Genomic DNA, 17,635 nt, shown 5'->3' with positions numbered 1-17,635 from the left:
GGATCTGTAGGCGAAGCGTTACTTCGCCTGCGCCATCAGGATCTTCGCTGCGAAGGCGGAGAATACGCCCGCAAACAGCCAATCGGTAATCCGCGTGACAGTCGGGTTTTTCTTGAGCAATCTTGAGAACCTGTCCGCCGCGATGATCATTGGCGCCACTACAGGCAGGGCGAGCGGGATGAACAGCACGCCCAGAAAGAACAGTTTCCCTGGTGCATGTGGATCTGAAGCCGAAACGAACTGCGGCAGGAAGGTCATGAAGAACAGGATGATCTTCGGATTGAGCAGATTGATTCCGAAGCCCGTCAACCAGTTTTGGAACAGTGTGTGAGATTGGCCGACCTGTTTTTCCGGCGAGAACGCCGATCCGTGGCGTATTGCCTGATAGGCAAGCCAAACAAGATAGCCCGCGCCGACAATCTTGAGCGCAAAGAACGCGCTTGGTGATGCAACAATCAACGCCGAAAGCCCTATAGCCACCATCGTCGTATGCACGACAATGCCGCTACTGGCACCTGCCAGACAGGCAAATCCGGCAGCCTTGCCTTCCGACAAAGCACGCCCGACGAAAAGTGTCATGTCAGGTCCGGGGGTGATGGACAAGACGAAAGTCGCAACTGCAAACTGCAGAATGATCGGCCATTCAGGAATGAAGTTCATTATAGGCTCCGCCGGAAAACTGGCGGAAACTACCGCGTAAAATAAGTTTTTGCTATCCGTTTCTCATGCCAAAAACTGGCTGCATGCAAATATCCCGTCTAACCTTCTGATCCCCGCATATACAATTGGAGGGTGTGGCCCTGACGACATTTCAGTTTACCCGTATTCTTACGGGTGATGATCGCACGGCGCTTCTTTCCTCGGCGATGCTGGCCAGCAATTTTGTTTTCCTGAGAGCAAGCATAAACGCTATTCCGGACATGCCGCTGACATTTTTCATGCTTGTCGGTTTCATCGGCTTTGCCGGCCTCCTCTTCCGTGAGGACCGGCAGAAGCTTTACGCCCTGCCGGCTTACTGCGGAACCGGGCTCGCGGTGCTCACCAAAGGCCTGTTGTCGCTTGCCATGGCGGCCTATGTCATCGCCTTTCTGCCAAAGCGAAGCCATCCCATCTGACGAGAAAACAAATCCTGTTTATCGGGTCGTCTCTGGATGCAGCGAAAGTGCGGCTGCATATGGATCGCGATCGATCCTTCATGCAAATGCACGACTACCCGCAAACAGGGATCGCACCGCAGGTCAAGATGGTGCTGACGAATGAGAAATCTGCGACCGACAGGATCCGCGCACAGGGATTCTCTACTGAAGAGGTTGTGGACGGCTGGCGCGACGTACAATTGCCACCGCTTATTGCGGCGCTCGAATCCAGCCAACTGATCGAGACGCGCAACAAATATGGCCATCGTGGCTGGGTCGCCTCACGGTAACAATGAAGACTTCGACGTTCTTACGCCAAAGCTGACCTTGCCAACATCGCGGCACCTGATAAAAGACCCGCAACGCGCCGCGACGGCGATCGAGCTTCAGGGAAATACAATGAACAAGTGGAAAGATGTCAAGAAAGTCGTGCTTGCCTATTCTGGCGGCCTCGACACATCCATCATCCTTAAGTGGCTGCAGACGGAACTCGGCGCTGAAGTCGTTACCTTTACGGCCGATCTGGGCCAGGGAGAAGAGCTTGAGCCGGCGCGCAAGAAGGCAGAGATGCTCGGCATCAAGGAAATCTATATCGAGGACGTCCGCGAGGAATTCGTTCGCGATTTCGTCTTCCCGATGTTCCGCGCCAATGCCGTCTATGAAGGCGTCTACCTTCTCGGCACCTCGATTGCCCGCCCGCTGATTTCGAAACATCTCGTCGAGATCGCAGCTCGCACGGGCGCTGATGCCATCGCACACGGCGCTACTGGCAAAGGCAACGACCAGGTGCGTTTCGAGCTTTCCGCCTATGCGCTCAATCCGGATATCAAGGTGATTGCGCCATGGCGCGACTGGACCTTCAAGTCGCGCACGGATCTCCTGGAGTTTGCACGCGAACACCAGATCCCTATCGCCAAGGACAAGCTTGGCGAAGCGCCGTTCTCCGTGGATGCGAACCTTTTGCACTCGTCATCGGAAGGCAAAGTGCTTGAGGATCCATGGGTGGAGGCGCCGGAGTATGTGCACCAGCGCACAATCTCGCCGATGGAAGCACCGGACAAGGTAACCGAAATCGAGATCGCCTTTGAAAAAGGCGATGCAGTCGCTATCGACGGCAAGCCGCTCTCGCCTGCAACGCTCTTGAAAGCGCTCAACGACCTTGGCCGCGACAATGGTATTGGACGTCTTGATCTAGTCGAAAACCGTTTCGTCGGCATGAAATCGCGCGGCGTTTATGAAACGCCCGGTGGCACCATTCTTCTTGCTGCGCACCGCGCCATGGAATCGATCACACTGGATCGCGGTGCGGCCCATCTTAAAGACGAGTTCATGCCGCGCTACGCCGAGCTCATCTACAATGGCTTCTGGTTCTCGCCAGAGCGCGAAATGCTGCAAGCGATGATCGACAAGAGCCAGGATGATGTCGAGGGCAGCGTTCGTCTGAAACTCTACAAGGGCAATGTCATGGTTTCCGGCCGGAAATCGAAGAAATCGCTCTATTCGGACGCCCTCGTGACTTTCGAGGACGACCGTGGCGCCTACGACCAGAAGGACGCTGCCGGATTTATCCGCCTCAACGCGTTGCGCCTGCGTACTCTGGCTGCGCGCAAGCGCAGCAGCTGATATTTCTGAACGTGAAACGAAGCGGGGCCCTGCCCCGCTTTTTTGTTTCGCGCCGGGGCCATACTTTATCGCCTATTCGGCTTGTGGCATTCGCTTCTCCGTCCTAGATGTTAGAACCATAGTGTTCCTGCCCCATGACGGAGTGCCCCATGTCCTCAACGAAACCGGCTATCAACCCCGCACTGACTGAATGGACCGGGCCTCTAGGGCTGCCGGACTTTACCGCTTTCAACGACGATGATTTCGCTGCCGCCTTTGATGCCGCGCTCGCGGGTGATCTCGCGGATATAGAGGCGATCGTCAACCACCATGACGTTCCGACAATCGACAACACACTGAAGCAGCTGCAACTCTCTGGCAAGGATCTCGATCGCGTGTCCGCGATCTTCTACCTGCGGGCCGGTGCCCACACCAATGACACGATCCAGGCACTTGAGCGGGTGATCGCACCGAAAATGTCCCGCCACTCTTCATCGATCATGATGAACCCATTGCTCTTCGCACGTATCGACTCGCTTTATGAGCAGCGCGATCTGCTCGGTCTTGATCCCGAAACCGATCGCGTTCTGGAAAAAACCTGGAAAGGTTTTGTGCGCAGCGGCGCCCGGCTCGACGAACAGGGCAAGGCGCGACTTGCAGACATCAACGAGACGCTCGCCAGCCTCGGCGCGCAATTCGGCCAGAACGTTCAGAAAGACGAAGCGAACTGGGCACTTTTCATCACCAATGAAGTGGAACTGGCTGGCCTTCCTGACTTCGTCCGCGACGCCATGCGCGGTGCCGCCGAGGAGCGTGATCGTCCCGATGCCTGGGCAGTCACATTATCCCGGTCCATTATCGAACCGTTCCTGTCCTTCTCCGAAAACCGCACCCTTCGTGAAAAGGCATTCCGTGCTTGGGCAGCGCGTGGCGAAAATGGCGGGGAGACCGACAATACAGGCATCGTCGCCGAAATGGTTCTGTTGCGCGCCGAGAAAGCCAAGCTGCTCGGCTACCAGAGCTTTGCTGCCTACAAGCTCGACAACACGATGGCCAAGACACCGAAAGCGGTCATGGACTTGCTGGAGCCGGTCTGGGACAAGGCCAAGGCGCGGGCTGCAGAAGAGGAAATCGATCTCCAGCGGCTGATCACCGGCGAAGGTCGTAATCACAAGGTTGAGCCTTGGGATTGGCGCTATTACGCCGAAAAGTTACGTAACGAGCGCTTCGCTTTCGATGAAACCGAGCTGAAACCCTATCTGCAACTAGAGAAAATCATCGAGGCCTGTTTCGATGTCGCGACCCGCCTGTTCGGTATTCGCTTCGAAGAGAAAACGGGTATCCCGACCTGGCATCCGGATGTACGCATCTGGGAGGTCATCAATCCCGATGGCAGCAAACGCGGTCTGTTCCTTGGCGATTATTTCAATCGTCAATCGAAACGCTCTGGTGCATGGATGAGCGCGCTGCAGTCACAGCACAAGCTTGATGGCGAACACAAGCCGATCATCTACAATGTCATGAATTTCGCCAAGCCGCCAAAAGGAGAAGTGGCCCTGCTGTCGCTCGACGGCGCACGCACACTCTTCCACGAATTTGGTCACGCTTTGCACGGACTTTTGTCAGATGTCACGTGGCCGGCGGTTTCCGGCACATCCGTGTCGCGGGACTTTGTTGAACTACCTTCGCAGCTTTACGAGCACTGGCTGACCGTACCGGCGATTCTCGAAAAATATGCCATCCACTACAAAACCGGCGAAGCGATGCCGAAGGCCTTGCTCGACAAAGTGCTGGCAGCAAATACCTTTAATGCCGGTTTCAACACCGTGGAATTCACCTCATCCGCGCTGGTGGATATGGCATTTCACGCCGATGGCATGCCGCCGACAGACCCGATCAAGTTCGAAGCCGATACGCTGAAACAATTGGAAATGCCCGACGCCATTATCATGCGTCACCGGACACCGCACTTTACCCATGTGTTTTCGGGAGATGGCTATTCGGCCGGCTATTATTCCTACATGTGGTCGGAGGTGCTGGATGCCGATGCGTTCAAGGCGTTCGAGGAGACCGGCGATGTGTTCAACGCCGATCTCGCCGCGAAACTGAAACAGTATATCTATTCGGCGGGGGGAAGTCGTGACCCTGAAGACCTTTACAAGGCCTTCCGGGGCAAGATGCCCACGCCCGATGCGATGATCGAAAAGCGTGGGCTTTGAACCTGATCAGGCCTTGGCGAATTCAAGGAGATCCTTGTTGAGCTGATCCTTGTGCGTCGTGGCAAGACCGTGAGGCGCGCCCGGATAGACTTTCAGCGTGGCATTCTTCACGAGTTTCACAGCTTTGCGAGCCGCGTCATCAATCGGCACGATCTGATCATCATCGCCATGGATGAACAGTGTCGGCACATCGAACTTCTTGAGGTCCTCAGTAAAGTCGGTCTCGGAAAAAGCCTTGATGCAGAAATAGGAGGCTGGCATGCCAGCCATCATACCCTGCAGCCAAAAGAACTCCCTGACCCCTTCGGAAACCTTTGCGCCGGTGCGGTTGTAACTATAGAACGGCAGCGACAAATCCTTGAAGAACTGCGAGCGATCGGCGGCAACACCATCCCGAATGCCGTTGAAGACATCAATGGGCAGGCCTTCGGGATTGGCGTCCGTCTTCAGCATCAGCGGCGGCACAGCGCCGACCAGAACGGCCTTGGCAACGCGTTTTGTGCCATGGCGACCGATATAGCGCGCGACTTCACCACCGCCGGTTGAATGGCCGATCATGATTGCGTCCTTCAGATCGAGCCTCTCGAACAACTCCGCCAGATCGTCTGCATATTGGTCCATATCATTGCCGTTCCATGGTTGACCGGACCGGCCATGACCGCGACGATCATGCGCTATGACGCGATAACCATTGGAAGCTAGAAAGAACATCTGGTCTTCCCAAGCGTCCGAGGTGAGCGGCCAGCCATGGCTGAAGACAACCGGCTGTCCTTTGCCCCAGTCCTTGTAATAGATCTCCGTTCCGTCCTTTGTCTTGATCGTGGTCATGGCGCTATGTCCTTTCGCTGGTTGGCTGGATTTTGGCTTCTTAGACGTGGTTACGGCTGTGGCGTCTCCAGCCGGGAGACTGGCGGCGGCTACAAGGCCAGCTCCGGCAGTCAGGAAAGCCCGGCGGGATGCCCGGTGAGATGGGGTATCACTCATTTATAGCTCTCGTTCATGACCCTAGTGCAACAACTTAGGGTGTCAATTAATTGAAATACGTACGTTAAGATTGCTGCGCGTCGCCTCGGAATAGGGGCAGACAATGTGGGCGGCATCCACGATCTCGCGAGCCTGCGCAGCTTCGACACCGGGCAATGTCACGGCGAGCGCAACGTCAAGACCGAAACCCTTGCCATCGTCGCGCGGTCCAATACCGACGGTTGCAGTCACAGCGCTCTCGTCAGAAAGTTTCACCTTCTTTTGGGAAGCCACATATTTGATCGCGCCGAGGAAGCAGGCGGAATAGCCGGCCCCGAAGAGCTGTTCCGGGTTGGTGCCTTCACCGCCATTGCCGCCAAGTTCCTTCGGCGTTGAAAGTGTGACGGCCAGACGGCCATCTTCGCTGGCCGCGCGGCCATCACGGCCGCCGGTTGCTGTCGCCTTCGTTGTGTAGAGAATGCTCATGGCTTTTTCCTTCAGGTTGGAATGTTCGACACCTATTAACTGCACACAATTAAATTGTGCACAATAGATATTTCTTATAAATGATGAAAAATTAAATGATGCGCAATTCAATTGGCTTTGCTATTTTGCGCTGTCCTGAAAGGGTGACGAACAATGAACGCAATATCGGGAAAGGCACCGGACTCGCTCCTCAAACTGGAGAACTTCCTGTGTTTCGCCATCTACTCCACCGCCAACGCTGTCACGCGCGCTTACCAGCCGCGACTGGCGGCGCTTGGCCTGACCTACCCGCAGTACTTGGTGATGGTCGTGCTTTGGGAGCAGGAAAATCAAACGGTCAAGTCGATCGGCGACAAACTCAGCCTCGACTCTGGCACGCTGACCCCACTTCTAAAGCGTCTGGAAATAGCCGGGTTGATCACACGCCGCCGCGATACGGTCGATGAGCGCCAGGTTCTGATCGGACTTACGGATATAGGCCGCGCCATGCGCGAACGTGCAGAAGCGGTGCCGGTTGCCATGGGAGAGGCATTCGGCTGCACCATGGACGAGGCAAAGGGGCTGCGTGCTGAGTTGATCACCATGCGCGATAATCTCGTCGCGAGCATCGACGACACAAAATAGAAAGGGCGCAGTTTCCCGCGCCCTTTCACAATCAATGCGGCCAAACGATCAGGCGGCGATTTTCTTCGGCTGGATCAGCCCCCGCGCAACCAGAAGCTCGGCAATCTGGATCGCATTGAGCGCAGCGCCTTTGCGCAGATTGTCGGAAACGATCCAGATAGACAGACCGTTTTCCACCGTGATGTCTTCGCGAATGCGTGAAATATAAGTCGCATCCTCACCCGCAGCTTCGTAAGGCGTGATATAGCCGCCGTCTTCATGGCGATCGATCACCAGACAGCCGGGCGCATCGCTCAGGATTTCGCGGGCTTCCTCGGCACTCATCGGGCTTTCGAATTCGATATTCACGGCTTCCGAATGACCGATGAATACCGGAACACGCACACATGTCGCCGTGAGCTTGATCTTCGGATCGAGCATCTTCTTTGTCTCAGCAACCATCTTCCACTCTTCCTTGGTGGAGCCATCTTCCATGAAGACGTCGATATGGGGAATGACGTTGAAGGCGATACGCTTGGTGAACTTCTTGGCTTCCACGGGATCGGCAACAAATACCGCCCGCGATTGCTGAAACAGTTCATCCATGCCGTCCTTGCCGGCGCCCGACACGGATTGATAGGTCGCGATGACCAGACGCTTGATCCTGGCCTTGTCATGCAATGGCTTCAGGGCAACGACGAGCTGGGCTGTCGAGCAATTCGGATTGGCAATGATATTCTTCTTGGTAAAACCGGAAATCGCATCGGGATTCACTTCCGGCACGATCAGCGGCACGTTTGAATCGTAACGCCATGCGGAAGAGTTATCGATGACAACGCAACCCTGCGCGCCGATCTTTGGCGACCATTCCTTCGAGACATTGCCGCCAGCCGACATCAGGCAGATGTCCGTATCGGAAAAGTCGTAGGTGTCCAGCGCTTTGACCTTCAGTGTCCGGTCGCCATAGGAAACCTCGGTTCCCTGCGAACGGCGTGAGGCAAGCGCCACGACTTCGCTGACGGGGAAGCCACGCTCCTCCAGTATTGTAAGCATTTCGCGGCCCACATTGCCTGTGGCACCAACAACCGCAACCTTGAAACTCATCTGTAATATCTCCTGTCCCTCTCTGCTGTACAAACCCGCTGGCCACCGCGGGTCTTCTCCCCCGGGCCGGACCCGGGAGGGGGCGAGCAGGCCAAGGGAAATCAGACCGTTTTGGTGGTCGTTTTCGCAGTCTGTTTGGCCGAAATTTTGAGGATAGAAGCAGGCGCATCTACGCAGCCGGCGATCCTGCCGGATCCGTTCGTCAAAAACAGCAGTGTTGATTCGCTACCCACGCGGGCGGTCTCCTTGTCCGCTTGTGCTTGTACGCGGTTTCCGAAAAGAGTCAATTGTCTCGTCGAATGGCAAGAATATGTCGTGTTACGCACAATTTTAGACAATTGACGTAAGATGCAGGCTTTGCTTTGATCAATATATAGTGAACACTTCGTCCGTGCATCGGGTGCATGGCCTTGGGGGAGAAGATTCCGGGGGACATTCGCCAGCGTCTGATCAGTAGAAGCCAAATGTCTCGGCGAAATGACCATGCGCGGTGTCGACAGTGGAGGGCATGACTAGGGGATAACTGATCATGTTCTCGGCTCAACTGCTGTTTTCTGGGAGGAATTGAAATGGCAATCACTTCTGTGGCTGACGAATCTAGTCGGGGTATGACGAGGGAAGAGAAGAAGGTTATCTTCGCTTCTTCGCTCGGAACTGTGTTCGAATGGTACGATTTTTATCTCTATGGTTCCTTGGCCGCCTTCATCGGAACGGCCTTCTTCAGTGAATATCCGGAAGCCACGCGCAATATCTTTGCGCTGCTCGCCTTTGCGGCAGGCTTTCTTGTACGGCCCTTCGGTGCTCTCGTCTTCGGACGTATCGGCGATCTGGTCGGCCGCAAATACACATTCCTCGTCACCATTATGATCATGGGTCTGTCGACCTTCCTTGTCGGTATCCTTCCGGGTTCAGCCAGTTGGGGTATTGCCGCACCAATCATCCTGATTGCCCTGCGCATGCTGCAGGGACTTGCTCTTGGCGGTGAATATGGTGGTGCAGCGACGTATGTCGCCGAACACGCTCCAAACAACAGACGCGGCTATTACACTTCCTGGATCCAGACGACAGCGACACTCGGTCTCTTTTTGTCACTGATCATCATCCTGATTGTCCAGAATTGGCTCGGTAAGGAAGCCTTTGCTGCCTGGGGCTGGCGTATTCCTTTCATCCTGTCCTTCATATTGCTCGGGATATCCGTCTGGATTCGCCTGTCCTTGAACGAATCGCCGGCGTTCCAGAGGATGAAGGACGAGGGCAAGGGCTCCAAGGCACCGCTTTCTGAGGCTTTCGGACAGTGGAAAAACGCCAAGATCGCTCTTCTCGCTCTGTTCGGCCTCACCGCCGGCCAGGCTGTTGTCTGGTACTGCGGCCAGTTCTATGCATTGTTCTTTTTGCAGAACGTGCTCAAGGTCGACGGCCAGTCGGTCAATATCATGATCGCCATCGCGCTCCTGCTCGGCACCGGTTTTTTCGTATTCTTCGGTTGGCTCTCGGACAAGATCGGGCGCAAGCCGATCATCATGGCCGGACTGGCGCTCGCCATCATCACGTACTTCCCGCTGTTCAAGGCGCTGACCTGGGCTGCAAACCCAGCACTCGCCACGGCGCAGGAAAATGTTCGCGCGACCGTCACGGCTGCACCGGGCGACTGCAAATTCCAGTTCAACCCGACCGGCACGGCCAAGTTCACCACCTCGTGCGACATCGCGACATCTTACCTGACCCGCAACTCGGTTCCCTATGACATCGTGACCACTGCAGCGCCAGGCACTGCAGCGACAGTCAAGATCAGCGCGGAAACGGTCGAATCTTACGACGCCGTTGCTGCCGGAGCCGACGCAAAGGCAAAGGAGGCTGCTTTTGCGAAAGGCGTCAATATCGCACTTCAGGACGGCGGCTATCCGCTCGTCCGAGATCCGGTGAAGGTTGTCGACTCCAAGCTCGACGCTCTGATCGCCGCCAATCCGAAGCTGGCGCTCGACGCGGCCGCGATCCGGGCTGGAGCGAAGACGGTGGTTCCTGTTGATCAGGCCATAAAGGACAAGCTTTTGACCGCAGAAGAAGCGGCCGGCGCGACCGAAGTGCCTGTCTACACTGTTCCGGGCGCAGGCGCCTTCAAGATGGTTGCCGATCCGGCCGCCGTCAACTGGACAAAGGTCATCGCGATCTTGTTCGTGCTCGTGCTCTACGTGACGATGGTCTACGGCCCGATTGCCGCTATCCTCGTCGAGATGTTCCCGACCCGCATCCGCTACACCGGCATGTCCCTGCCCTATCACATCGGCAATGGCTGGTTCGGTGGTCTGCTTCCGGCAACCGTCTTCGCAATGAGCGCGTTTAAGGGCGATATCTATTATGGCCTGTGGTATCCGATCGTCATTGCGGCGATGACCCTGATAATCGGTCTTATCTTTGTCCGTGATACAAGGGGTACTGACCTTCACGATATAAAGTGACCAACACATAGAAAAGCCCGGCACGAGAGATCGCGCCGGGCTTTTATTTGTCCTGATTTCCGGATCAGGCAGTCAACACCTTGAATCTGGCCAGAATAGCATCGCCCATTTCGGTGGTGCCGATCTTCGTCTTGCCTTCAGACATGATGTCGGCTGTGCGAAGGCCATCATCGAGAACACCTGCGACAGCTGCTTCCAGCCTGTCGGCCTCAGTGACCATGTTGAAGGAATAACGCAGACACATGGCGAACGACGCGATCATCGCGATCGGATTGGCCGCCCCCGTTCCAGCAATGTCAGGGGCCGAGCCGTGCACCGGCTCGTAAAGCGCTTTGCGGCTGCCGGTCTTGGCATCAGGCGCACCGAGCGAAGCCGAGGGCAACATGCCGAGCGAACCCGTGAGCATTGCGGCGATATCGGAAAGCATGTCGCCGAACAGATTGTCGGTAACGATGACGTCGAACTGCTTAGGCCAGCGGACCAGCTGCATGCCGCCCGCATCCGCCAACATATGCTCAAGTTTCACATCTGAATATTTCGCCTTGTGGGTGGCGGTAACCACTTCATTCCATAAAACGCCCGACTTCATAACGTTGCGTTTCTCCATCGATGTCACCTTGTTGCCGCGCGTGCGTGCCAGCTCGAAGGCAACACCCGAAATCCGTTCGATTTCGTATGTGTCATAGACTTGCGTGTCGATGCCGCGCTTCTGGCCGTTGCCAAGGTCGCGAATTTCCTTCGGCTCTCCAAAGTAGACGCCGCCCGTCAGTTCGCGCACGATCAGAATGTCGAGACCTTCAACGATTTCCTTCTTCAGGGATGATGAATCCGCCAGTGCCGGATAGCAGATTGCCGGACGAAGATTTGCGAAGAGTTCCATGTCCTTGCGCAGGCGCAAGAGGCCCGCCTCGGGGCGCACATCGTAGGGGACGCTATCCCACTTCGGTCCACCAACCGCGCCAAACAAAACCGCATCCGCGGCCAGGGCTTTTGCCATATCGGCTTCGGAGATCGCCTTGCCATGCGCGTCATAGGCGCAGCCGCCAACCAGCCCCTCATCCAGCTCGAAGCTGCTCTTCAACTCGGAATTCATAAAGGCGATGATCTTGCGGACTTCGGCCATTGCTTCGGGGCCGATACCATCTCCGGGAAGGAGGAGAAGCTTTTTCGATGCCATTCTAGAACCTCACTTGAGAAATAACGCAGAAAAAAGCCCGGAAGACCGGGCTTTCAGATTCAGAAATTGAGTTCAGGCCCAAGGACGCTTTTCAGCGTTCGACGCTTCAAAATTGTCTATCTTCTTCGCCTTTTCCATCGTCAGGCCGATATCGTCAAGACCATTGAGCATGCAGTAACGGCGGAACTCATCGAGCTCAAACGTGATCGTGCCGCCATCCGGCCCCTTGATCGTCATTTCTTCGAGATCGATGGAGATTGTCGCATTGGCACCGCGCTGCGCGTCATCCATCAATTTGTCAAGATCTTCCTGGCTGACTCGTATCGGCAAGATGCCGTTCTTGAAGCAATTATTGTAGAAGATGTCGGCAAAGCTCGTGGAGATCACACAGCGGATACCGAAATCCAGAAGCGCCCATGGCGCATGCTCACGGCTTGAACCGCAGCCGAAATTGTCGCCGGCGACAAGAATCTGTGCCTTGCGATAGGCTGGCCTGTTGAGGACAAAATCCGGATTCTCGGTACCGTCATCATTGTAGCGCATCTCGGCAAAGAGCCCGGTACCAAGGCCGGTGCGCTTGATCGTCTTCAGGTAGTCCTTCGGGATGATCATGTCGGTGTCGACATTGATGATTGGCAGTGGAGCGGCGACGCCTGTGAGCTTGGTGAATTTATCCATGATATCTGCCTGTAGATATTTGGTAATGACTTTGCGCTTCGCTTTACACCAGCTTTGCGGTGAATCAAAGCTTTTCACCTGTGGCACTTTAGGCCGAAGCTCCTCAATCCCTCGTGATTGGACTTGTCTTGACTGACCGATCAAGGCAAAACATTCGAATGATCAGACCCCTCCGCCCTCGCCGATCTGTGCTGTATGTTCCCGCCTCGAACACCCGAGCAATGGCCAAAACCGCATCGCTGAATGCTGACGCAATCATCTTCGATCTGGAGGACGCCGTCGCACCCGATGTGAAGGAAGACGCGCGCGAGGCGTTGCGGAACTACTTTCACGCCCATCAGCACTGCACGGCCGAACGGATTATCCGCATCAATTGCCTTTCAAGCGAATGGGGAGCAGAAGACTTGCTCGCCGCCCGTGCCTGCAGACCGGAAGCGATTCTTCTCCCGAAGGTGGAGACGCCTCAGGATATCACCGGCGTTGCCGAGATCCTTGAGGAGACCGATGCCTCCGAGGGTATTCGTCTTTGGGCAATGATCGAAACCCCGCGGGGGATTCTCAACGCCGATGAGATTGCTGAACTGGGCTTGCGCTCAACGGCGCGGCTCGATTGCTTTGTCGTCGGGAGCAATGACATTTCAAAGGAAACCGGCACAAAGGGACGCGCGCTTCTTGCGACATGGCTCATGCAAGTTCTGCTGTGCGCCAAGGCAGGCAAGCTTGATATTATAGACGGCGTATACAACAATTTCGCCGACCTCGACGGCTTTGCTGCCGAATGCGACGAGGCTGCGCAGATGGGTTTTGATGGCAAGACGCTGATTCATCCTTCGCAGATCGAAATAGCAAACACTGTTTTCCTCCCCGATCCGGAATCGGTCGCAGAAGCCAGGTTTATCGTTCAGGCATTCTCCGATAGGGAGAACTTGAATAAGGGCGTCATTTCGCTGAATGGCAAGATGGTGGAACGCCTGCATCTCGAAGCGGCAAAAAAGCTACTGGCAAAACTCGATGCAATCGGCGAAAAATGAAACGGGATTGGCCGATCTCGGCGTAGTTTGGGAAAGAACATCATGAAATTATACCGGATTTTGACGGGCCCTGATGATGCAAGCTTCTGTCACAAGGTGACGGCAGCCATAAATAAAGGCTGGCACATTTACGGTTCGCCCACCTATGCGTTCAATTCGGCGACAGGCGTGATGCAATGCGGTCAGGCTGTGGTCAAAGATGTCGATGGCGTCGAATATGAACCCGGTATCAAGTTGAGCGATTACTGAGCATAGCGGAGGCTCTAGTCAACGCTTGCCTCGATACGTTCCATATCCTCATCCGATAGGCCAAAATGATGGCCGATTTCGTGGATGAGAATGTGAGTGACAATGTCGCCAAGCGCCTCCTCATATTCAGCCCAATAGTCCAGAACGGCACGGCGATAGATCGTGATCCGGTTTGGCTGTTCGCCAGTTTGCAGGGAAAACCGCTCGCCAATGCCAGTCCCTTCAAAGAGGCCAAGCAAGTCGAAGGGTGATTCGAGCCCCATATCCTCGATAATTTGATCTTCGGGAAATTCGGATACTTGAATGGTAATATCGCCGCACAGCGCACGGAACGTTTCAGGAAGATGTGCATAGGCCTCGATTGTCAACGATTCGATCTCGCCAAGCGATGGTGACAGGCGATTGGCCCAGTCAGCGGTTTGATTACTTCTGGCCATCACAACTCCTGCAGAGCTTTTCTGGCTTCATATAGTGCCTTTACTGCATAGATGCGAGTGGCGTTATCGCCATCAGGAACGAGCCGGCACCACGATCAGCAATCGCTCTATTCGCCGGAAACTCTCCGCCAGAACAGTCGGGTCCTTCAAACCATGGGCGAGCATGATACCGCCTTGCCATTCGGTTACCGCATTGCGCGCTATGCCCAAAGCGCTAGAGGGGCGAATCCCGGAACGGCCGAGTTCCCTGCCTATGAATCCAATGAGTAAGCTGAATGCTTCGGCTGCGCGGTTGGCCGCTTCGGGCGATTCATTCCTGAAGTCACGAATCCCCAATGCAATTGGGCATCCATGGTCCACCCGGCTTTTCAATGAGTGAGCGAGTTTCTCGATAAGAAGCTTTAAACGCACGCGTGGATTCTGATCGGCTTCGGTGATTTCCCTGAGCATATCTTCGGTTTCAGCGACGAAGATATCGGCGACACCGCGCGCCAGATCGGCCTTACTCTTGAAGTAATAATAGATGTTGCCAAGTGGTATGCCGGAATTCGTTGCAATATTGGCGAGACTTGTCACCGCATAACCCTGGTGCCAGAACAATACGGCGGCCGTAGCAATCAGAATGTCGCGTTTTTCATTATGCTTTGCCATGTTTGCAAGCCGTCAGTTATACAACTGACTCCGACTATGCCGGATGCAACCAAGGAAGAAAAGCATCGTGTGCGTCAGTCCTCGACTGCGCGCGCTTCCGACGGCAGCATAATCGGAATACCGTCCCTCACCGGGTAGGCCAGATGCGCCGATTTGGAAATCAGTTCTGACCTTTGCTGATCGTAAATGAGCGGACCCTTGGTCAGGGGACAGACCAGCAGTTCAAGCAGCTTGCGATCGATCGCGGTTTCGCGTTTCTCTTCTGTCATGTCCCAGTCCTGAAATGCCTCACTGGAGACTTCCCTCATAATCGTCCTGATCCTTGGCCAGTGCAATCTCGGTAATGGCGATCAGCGTTTCAGCTCTCGTCTTCAAATCCGCAGCTTCCAGGAGTGCCTGTTTTTCAGCAGCACCAAAGGGCGACATCATCGCCAGCGCGTTGACGAGCGTCTCATTGCCGGCCCGTGAGATACCGTCCCAATCCGCTTCAAGGCTGTTGGCATCGAGATAAGCGCGAAAGACGCGCAGCAATGCGAGCCTGTCCACTTCCGAATCATCCGCCTCATCAAGATCGGCACGCAGTGGTGCGATCTTGCATTGGCGAAACGGAGTGCGGGTGGAGAGTTCCTTGATCACCCGGAAGCGGCATATGCCCTGAAGCGTGATAAGCAAACGGCCGTCGCCGGTTTCGGCGAAAGACGTGATTCGGCCGAGGCAGCCAACCTCACACAAGTCGCCGTCATCCTCATTGTCCTGATCGAAACGCGGCTGGATCATGCCGATTATTCGCTTGCCGCTTAGCGCAGCGTCTACCATGGCAAGATAGCGCAGTTCGAAGATGTTGAGCGGCAGTTGCCCGCCCGGGAGCAGCAGCGCTCCCGATAGGGGAAAGATCGGCACGCTTTCAGGAATATCATCCAGCGTCCGATAGCGAACATTTCCAGCTTGCATTGCCTACTCCGGCCCGAAAAAATTGGGGTCTCGGCTATTGTGCCCTATTTCACTCAAGAGAACAGCAGGGAAGATAACTTGCGGCGCGCTGTGACAGAGGCTTCATCGGCCGGTCCCCACGCATCAAAAAACTGCAATAGCTGTTTGCGGGCACCATCGTCGTTCCACGCACGATCCGCCTTCATGATGGCGAGAAGATGATCGGCCGCTTCGTGGCGCTGCCCCTTGGCGTTCAGGATCATCGCAAGGTCGAATCTTGCCTCGTAATCCTTGGGGTTCGCCTGCAGCCGCGCCTCCAACGCCGCCGGATCACCAAGCTTTGCCACCTGTTCAACCAATGCGATCTTCGCCTCGGCGGCACGGACACCTGCATCCTCTTTACTGGCGGCAGGCACTTGCCCCAACGTGGCTTTAGCCTTTTCGAGGTCGCCGAGTTCGATCAAACAATTGGCCAGCCCCGCAAGCGCGGCCACGTGGTCGGGCACTTCGCCAAGGACGGCCGAATAGATTTGGGCTGCCTGCTCGACATCTCCTGCTTCAACAGCTTGGGTGGCCGCGTCGAGTGCCGACTGGATCGCCGCATCCCTGCCGCCATCGGGTGACGCAATACGATCGATGAATTCAGACACCTTCGATTCCGGAAGTGCTCCCATGAAGCCGTCCACCGGCTTGCCGTCAGCGAAGGCTATGACCGCGGGAATGGACTGGATACCGAGCTGGCCGGCGATAGCCGGATGATCGTCGATATTCATTTTGACGAGCTTGACGCGCCCACCCGCTGCGCGAACGGCCTTTTCAAGAATAGGCGTAAGCTGCTTGCATGGTCCGCACCATGGAGCCCAGAAATCCACAAGGACCGGCTGGCTTCTCGATTCGGCAACCACATCCGCAGAAAACGCAGCGGTAGTGGTATCCTTGATCAGTTCGCCAGCCCCGCTGGCCGATCCATTCGGCTTTGCTGTTCCATAGGACACGGTCTGGGCGCCGGACGTTGCGCCGTAGCCGCCGCCAAACGGGTTATCTGTTTTGCTCATGAAATTCTCCCGTCATCTGCCGTTCCATTCAACCACAACCTCATGCAATCGCCAACTCACGTACCGAGCTATCAGTTTGGGGTCACTTCATCGATTTTCAAGATCAAGGGTTCATGCCCGCTTACCCTGAGGAACCTCAGCAGGTCATCGCGGCGGATCGATGTAGTCGCCTCGTTGGTCAATGGATGCGCATTGATGATTTCGTGCTGCATCAAGCCCTCATCCAGCACGACCTTGACCTGATGGTGCGTATCATTGATCAATCCAAGCACACTGACAGCTCCGGGTGTCAGACCAAGATACTCCAGAAGTTTTTCCGGTTTGCCGAAAGAAACGCGGCTCGAAGCGCCGATCTTGGCATGGATAGTCTTGAGATCGATCTGAGCTTCCTCGCCCACCGTCACAAGAAAGTAGTTGTCTTTCTTGTCCTTGAGGAAAAGGTTTTTGGTGTGAGCACCGGATACCTGTCCACGCAGGTTTTGGGCCTCAGCCACCGTAAACACAGCGGCATGGCGAATTGTGGATACCTCAATACCCAAATCGCTAAAGTGCTGCATCAACTCATCGAACGTCCTGCTCATGACTGCCTTCTGGTGGTAGGTTCGGAGGATTTCTCGTCTTCTCGTAATGACTCGGCGGCGCATCCTCAAGTGCAAAGCCACGCCCAGCAATGTTCTTGACCGATTTTCCGATATATCCCACAGAAGGCGAAATTTCCCTGTTGCAATTAGCCAGCGCTTAGGCCATATAGGCCCCGCTTCGCAAGACTTAACTGGCACATGCGGGAGTAGCTCAGGGGTAGAGCACAACCTTGCCAAGGTTGGGGTCGAGGGTTCGAATCCCTTCTCCCGCTCCAGT

At 55.5% G+C, this 17,635-nt stretch carries 20 protein-coding genes and 1 tRNA gene; 9 read left to right on the top strand and 12 right to left on the bottom strand.

Annotated elements, in window-relative coordinates; genetic code table 11:
* Window positions 1-18: 18 nt before the first annotated feature.
* Window positions 19-660 (bottom strand): LysE family translocator, encoded by a 642-nt coding sequence (locus ACSQ3H_RS04150; RefSeq protein ID WP_436115871.1) that lies wholly within the window; start codon window positions 658-660, stop codon window positions 19-21.
* A 134-nt stretch (window positions 661-794) separates the two neighbouring features.
* On the opposite strand from ACSQ3H_RS04150, the gene ACSQ3H_RS04145 reads away from it, so the two are divergent.
* The 4 genes from ACSQ3H_RS04145 to ACSQ3H_RS04130 all read left to right on the top strand — a co-directional run bounded on the left by ACSQ3H_RS04145 (window position 795) and on the right by ACSQ3H_RS04130 (window position 4,957).
* A complete protein-coding gene (locus tag ACSQ3H_RS04145; RefSeq protein WP_436115870.1) occupies window positions 795-1,115 on the top strand; it encodes an ArnT family glycosyltransferase in 321 nt (106 codons plus the stop codon).
* A 47-nt stretch (window positions 1,116-1,162) separates the two neighbouring features.
* Entirely contained in the window at window positions 1,163-1,426 is a 264-nt protein-coding gene (locus tag ACSQ3H_RS04140; protein WP_436115869.1) for a hypothetical protein, read from the top strand.
* Between the two features lie 109 nt (window positions 1,427-1,535).
* Window positions 1,536-2,759 (top strand): argininosuccinate synthase, encoded by a 1,224-nt coding sequence (locus ACSQ3H_RS04135; protein ID WP_436115868.1) that lies wholly within the window; start codon window positions 1,536-1,538, stop codon window positions 2,757-2,759.
* A gap of 149 nt (window positions 2,760-2,908) precedes the next feature.
* Window positions 2,909-4,957 carry a M3 family metallopeptidase gene (locus ACSQ3H_RS04130; RefSeq protein ID WP_436115867.1) on the top strand — a complete coding sequence of 683 codons (2,049 nt, stop codon included), beginning with the start codon at window positions 2,909-2,911 and terminating at the stop codon, window positions 4,955-4,957.
* A 6-nt stretch (window positions 4,958-4,963) separates the two neighbouring features.
* On the opposite strand, the gene ACSQ3H_RS04125 is transcribed toward ACSQ3H_RS04130, so the two are convergent.
* Entirely contained in the window at window positions 4,964-5,785 is an 822-nt protein-coding gene (locus tag ACSQ3H_RS04125) for an alpha/beta fold hydrolase (protein WP_436119344.1), read from the bottom strand.
* A 198-nt stretch (window positions 5,786-5,983) separates the two neighbouring features.
* Window positions 5,984-6,406, bottom strand: coding sequence for an organic hydroperoxide resistance protein (locus ACSQ3H_RS04120; protein WP_436115866.1), 423 nt, complete (start codon window positions 6,404-6,406; stop codon window positions 5,984-5,986).
* 162 nt (window positions 6,407-6,568) lie between these two features.
* Here ACSQ3H_RS04120 and ACSQ3H_RS04115 point away from each other — a divergent pair, with 162 nt between their 5' ends.
* Entirely contained in the window at window positions 6,569-7,030 is a 462-nt protein-coding gene (locus ACSQ3H_RS04115; RefSeq protein WP_436119343.1) for a MarR family winged helix-turn-helix transcriptional regulator, read from the top strand.
* A gap of 48 nt (window positions 7,031-7,078) precedes the next feature.
* Here the strand turns inward: ACSQ3H_RS04115 and ACSQ3H_RS04110 are convergent, their stop codons facing one another.
* Complete coding sequence (locus ACSQ3H_RS04110) at window positions 7,079-8,113, bottom strand: aspartate-semialdehyde dehydrogenase (protein ID WP_436115865.1); 1,035 nt, start codon at window positions 8,111-8,113, stop codon at window positions 7,079-7,081.
* A 569-nt stretch (window positions 8,114-8,682) separates the two neighbouring features.
* Between ACSQ3H_RS04110 and ACSQ3H_RS04105 the strand changes: the two genes are divergently transcribed.
* Window positions 8,683-10,569, top strand: a complete 1,887-nt coding sequence (locus ACSQ3H_RS04105; protein ID WP_436115864.1) for an MFS transporter — start codon at window positions 8,683-8,685, stop codon at window positions 10,567-10,569.
* A 64-nt stretch (window positions 10,570-10,633) separates the two neighbouring features.
* Here the strand turns inward: ACSQ3H_RS04105 and leuB are convergent, their stop codons facing one another.
* Together leuB and leuD are read right to left on the bottom strand one after the other, a co-directional pair.
* Window positions 10,634-11,746: a 3-isopropylmalate dehydrogenase gene (gene leuB, locus ACSQ3H_RS04100; RefSeq protein WP_436115863.1), complete on the bottom strand. Its 1,113-nt coding sequence runs from the start codon at window positions 11,744-11,746 to the stop codon at window positions 10,634-10,636.
* 72 nt (window positions 11,747-11,818) lie between these two features.
* Window positions 11,819-12,424: a 3-isopropylmalate dehydratase small subunit gene (gene leuD, locus ACSQ3H_RS04095; RefSeq protein ID WP_436115862.1), complete on the bottom strand. Its 606-nt coding sequence runs from the start codon at window positions 12,422-12,424 to the stop codon at window positions 11,819-11,821.
* 158 nt (window positions 12,425-12,582) lie between these two features.
* Between leuD and ACSQ3H_RS04090 the strand changes: the two genes are divergently transcribed.
* Both ACSQ3H_RS04090 and ACSQ3H_RS04085 read left to right on the top strand, forming a co-directional pair.
* On the top strand, window positions 12,583-13,455 hold the full coding sequence (locus tag ACSQ3H_RS04090) for an HpcH/HpaI aldolase/citrate lyase family protein (RefSeq protein WP_436115861.1): 873 nt from the start codon (window positions 12,583-12,585) through the stop codon (window positions 13,453-13,455).
* A 42-nt stretch (window positions 13,456-13,497) separates the two neighbouring features.
* Window positions 13,498-13,704 carry a DUF1737 domain-containing protein gene (locus tag ACSQ3H_RS04085; protein ID WP_436115860.1) on the top strand — a complete coding sequence of 69 codons (207 nt, stop codon included), beginning with the start codon at window positions 13,498-13,500 and terminating at the stop codon, window positions 13,702-13,704.
* Window positions 13,705-13,718: 14 nt separating this feature from the next.
* Here ACSQ3H_RS04085 and ACSQ3H_RS04080 read toward each other — a convergent pair whose 3' ends face one another.
* The 6 genes from ACSQ3H_RS04080 to ACSQ3H_RS04055 all read right to left on the bottom strand — a co-directional run bounded on the left by ACSQ3H_RS04080 (window position 13,719) and on the right by ACSQ3H_RS04055 (window position 17,358).
* Complete coding sequence (locus ACSQ3H_RS04080) at window positions 13,719-14,141, bottom strand: metallopeptidase family protein (RefSeq protein ID WP_436115859.1); 423 nt, start codon at window positions 14,139-14,141, stop codon at window positions 13,719-13,721.
* Between the two features lie 72 nt (window positions 14,142-14,213).
* Window positions 14,214-14,792, bottom strand: a complete 579-nt coding sequence (locus tag ACSQ3H_RS04075) for a TetR/AcrR family transcriptional regulator (RefSeq protein WP_436115858.1) — start codon at window positions 14,790-14,792, stop codon at window positions 14,214-14,216.
* Between the two features lie 74 nt (window positions 14,793-14,866).
* Window positions 14,867-15,061, bottom strand: coding sequence for a Trm112 family protein (locus tag ACSQ3H_RS04070; protein WP_436115857.1), 195 nt, complete (start codon window positions 15,059-15,061; stop codon window positions 14,867-14,869).
* A gap of 19 nt (window positions 15,062-15,080) precedes the next feature.
* Entirely contained in the window at window positions 15,081-15,743 is a 663-nt protein-coding gene (locus ACSQ3H_RS04065; protein WP_436115856.1) for an LON peptidase substrate-binding domain-containing protein, read from the bottom strand.
* Window positions 15,744-15,796: 53 nt separating this feature from the next.
* Window positions 15,797-16,777 carry a thioredoxin gene (gene trxA / locus ACSQ3H_RS04060; RefSeq protein ID WP_436115855.1) on the bottom strand — a complete coding sequence of 327 codons (981 nt, stop codon included), beginning with the start codon at window positions 16,775-16,777 and terminating at the stop codon, window positions 15,797-15,799.
* A gap of 71 nt (window positions 16,778-16,848) precedes the next feature.
* Window positions 16,849-17,358 (bottom strand): prolyl-tRNA synthetase associated domain-containing protein, encoded by a 510-nt coding sequence (locus ACSQ3H_RS04055; RefSeq protein ID WP_436115854.1) that lies wholly within the window; start codon window positions 17,356-17,358, stop codon window positions 16,849-16,851.
* Window positions 17,359-17,558: 200 nt separating this feature from the next.
* Here ACSQ3H_RS04055 and ACSQ3H_RS04050 point away from each other — a divergent pair.
* Window positions 17,559-17,633 (top strand) — tRNA-Gly (locus tag ACSQ3H_RS04050).
* Window positions 17,634-17,635: the final 2 nt, after the last annotated feature.

Source organism: Phyllobacterium sp. LjRoot231 (assembly GCF_964253365.1).
Taxonomy (GTDB): domain Bacteria; phylum Pseudomonadota; class Alphaproteobacteria; order Rhizobiales; family Rhizobiaceae; genus Phyllobacterium.
Note: the sequence above shows the minus strand (reverse complement) of the source record. Positions and strands in the feature narration are given on the sequence as shown.

Excerpts from the sequence above, each read along its gene's own strand:
- ACSQ3H_RS04085 (WP_436115860.1), top strand. The coding sequence starts at position 13,498 with ATGAAATTATACCGGATTTTGACGGGCCCTGATGATGCAAGCTTCTGT.
- ACSQ3H_RS04135 (WP_436115868.1), top strand. The coding sequence starts at position 1,536 with ATGAACAAGTGGAAAGATGTCAAGAAAGTCGTGCTTGCCTATTCTGGC.
- ACSQ3H_RS04130 (WP_436115867.1), top strand. The coding sequence starts at position 2,909 with ATGTCCTCAACGAAACCGGCTATCAACCCCGCACTGACTGAATGGACC.
- trxA (WP_436115855.1), bottom strand. The coding sequence starts at position 16,777 with ATGAGCAAAACAGATAACCCGTTTGGCGGCGGCTACGGCGCAACGTCC.
- leuB (WP_436115863.1), bottom strand. The coding sequence starts at position 11,746 with ATGGCATCGAAAAAGCTTCTCCTCCTTCCCGGAGATGGTATCGGCCCC.
- ACSQ3H_RS04150 (WP_436115871.1), bottom strand. The coding sequence starts at position 660 with ATGAACTTCATTCCTGAATGGCCGATCATTCTGCAGTTTGCAGTTGCG.
- ACSQ3H_RS04120 (WP_436115866.1), bottom strand. The coding sequence starts at position 6,406 with ATGAGCATTCTCTACACAACGAAGGCGACAGCAACCGGCGGCCGTGAT.
- ACSQ3H_RS04070 (WP_436115857.1), bottom strand. The coding sequence starts at position 15,061 with ATGACAGAAGAGAAACGCGAAACCGCGATCGATCGCAAGCTGCTTGAA.
- ACSQ3H_RS04125 (WP_436119344.1), bottom strand. The coding sequence starts at position 5,785 with ATGACCACGATCAAGACAAAGGACGGAACGGAGATCTATTACAAGGAC.
- ACSQ3H_RS04075 (WP_436115858.1), bottom strand. The coding sequence starts at position 14,792 with ATGGCAAAGCATAATGAAAAACGCGACATTCTGATTGCTACGGCCGCC.
- ACSQ3H_RS04055 (WP_436115854.1), bottom strand. The coding sequence starts at position 17,358 with ATGAGCAGGACGTTCGATGAGTTGATGCAGCACTTTAGCGATTTGGGT.
- ACSQ3H_RS04110 (WP_436115865.1), bottom strand. The coding sequence starts at position 8,113 with ATGAGTTTCAAGGTTGCGGTTGTTGGTGCCACAGGCAATGTGGGCCGC.
- ACSQ3H_RS04065 (WP_436115856.1), bottom strand. The coding sequence starts at position 15,743 with ATGCAAGCTGGAAATGTTCGCTATCGGACGCTGGATGATATTCCTGAA.
- ACSQ3H_RS04080 (WP_436115859.1), bottom strand. The coding sequence starts at position 14,141 with ATGGCCAGAAGTAATCAAACCGCTGACTGGGCCAATCGCCTGTCACCA.
- ACSQ3H_RS04105 (WP_436115864.1), top strand. The coding sequence starts at position 8,683 with ATGGCAATCACTTCTGTGGCTGACGAATCTAGTCGGGGTATGACGAGG.
- ACSQ3H_RS04090 (WP_436115861.1), top strand. The coding sequence starts at position 12,583 with ATGATCAGACCCCTCCGCCCTCGCCGATCTGTGCTGTATGTTCCCGCC.
- leuD (WP_436115862.1), bottom strand. The coding sequence starts at position 12,424 with ATGGATAAATTCACCAAGCTCACAGGCGTCGCCGCTCCACTGCCAATC.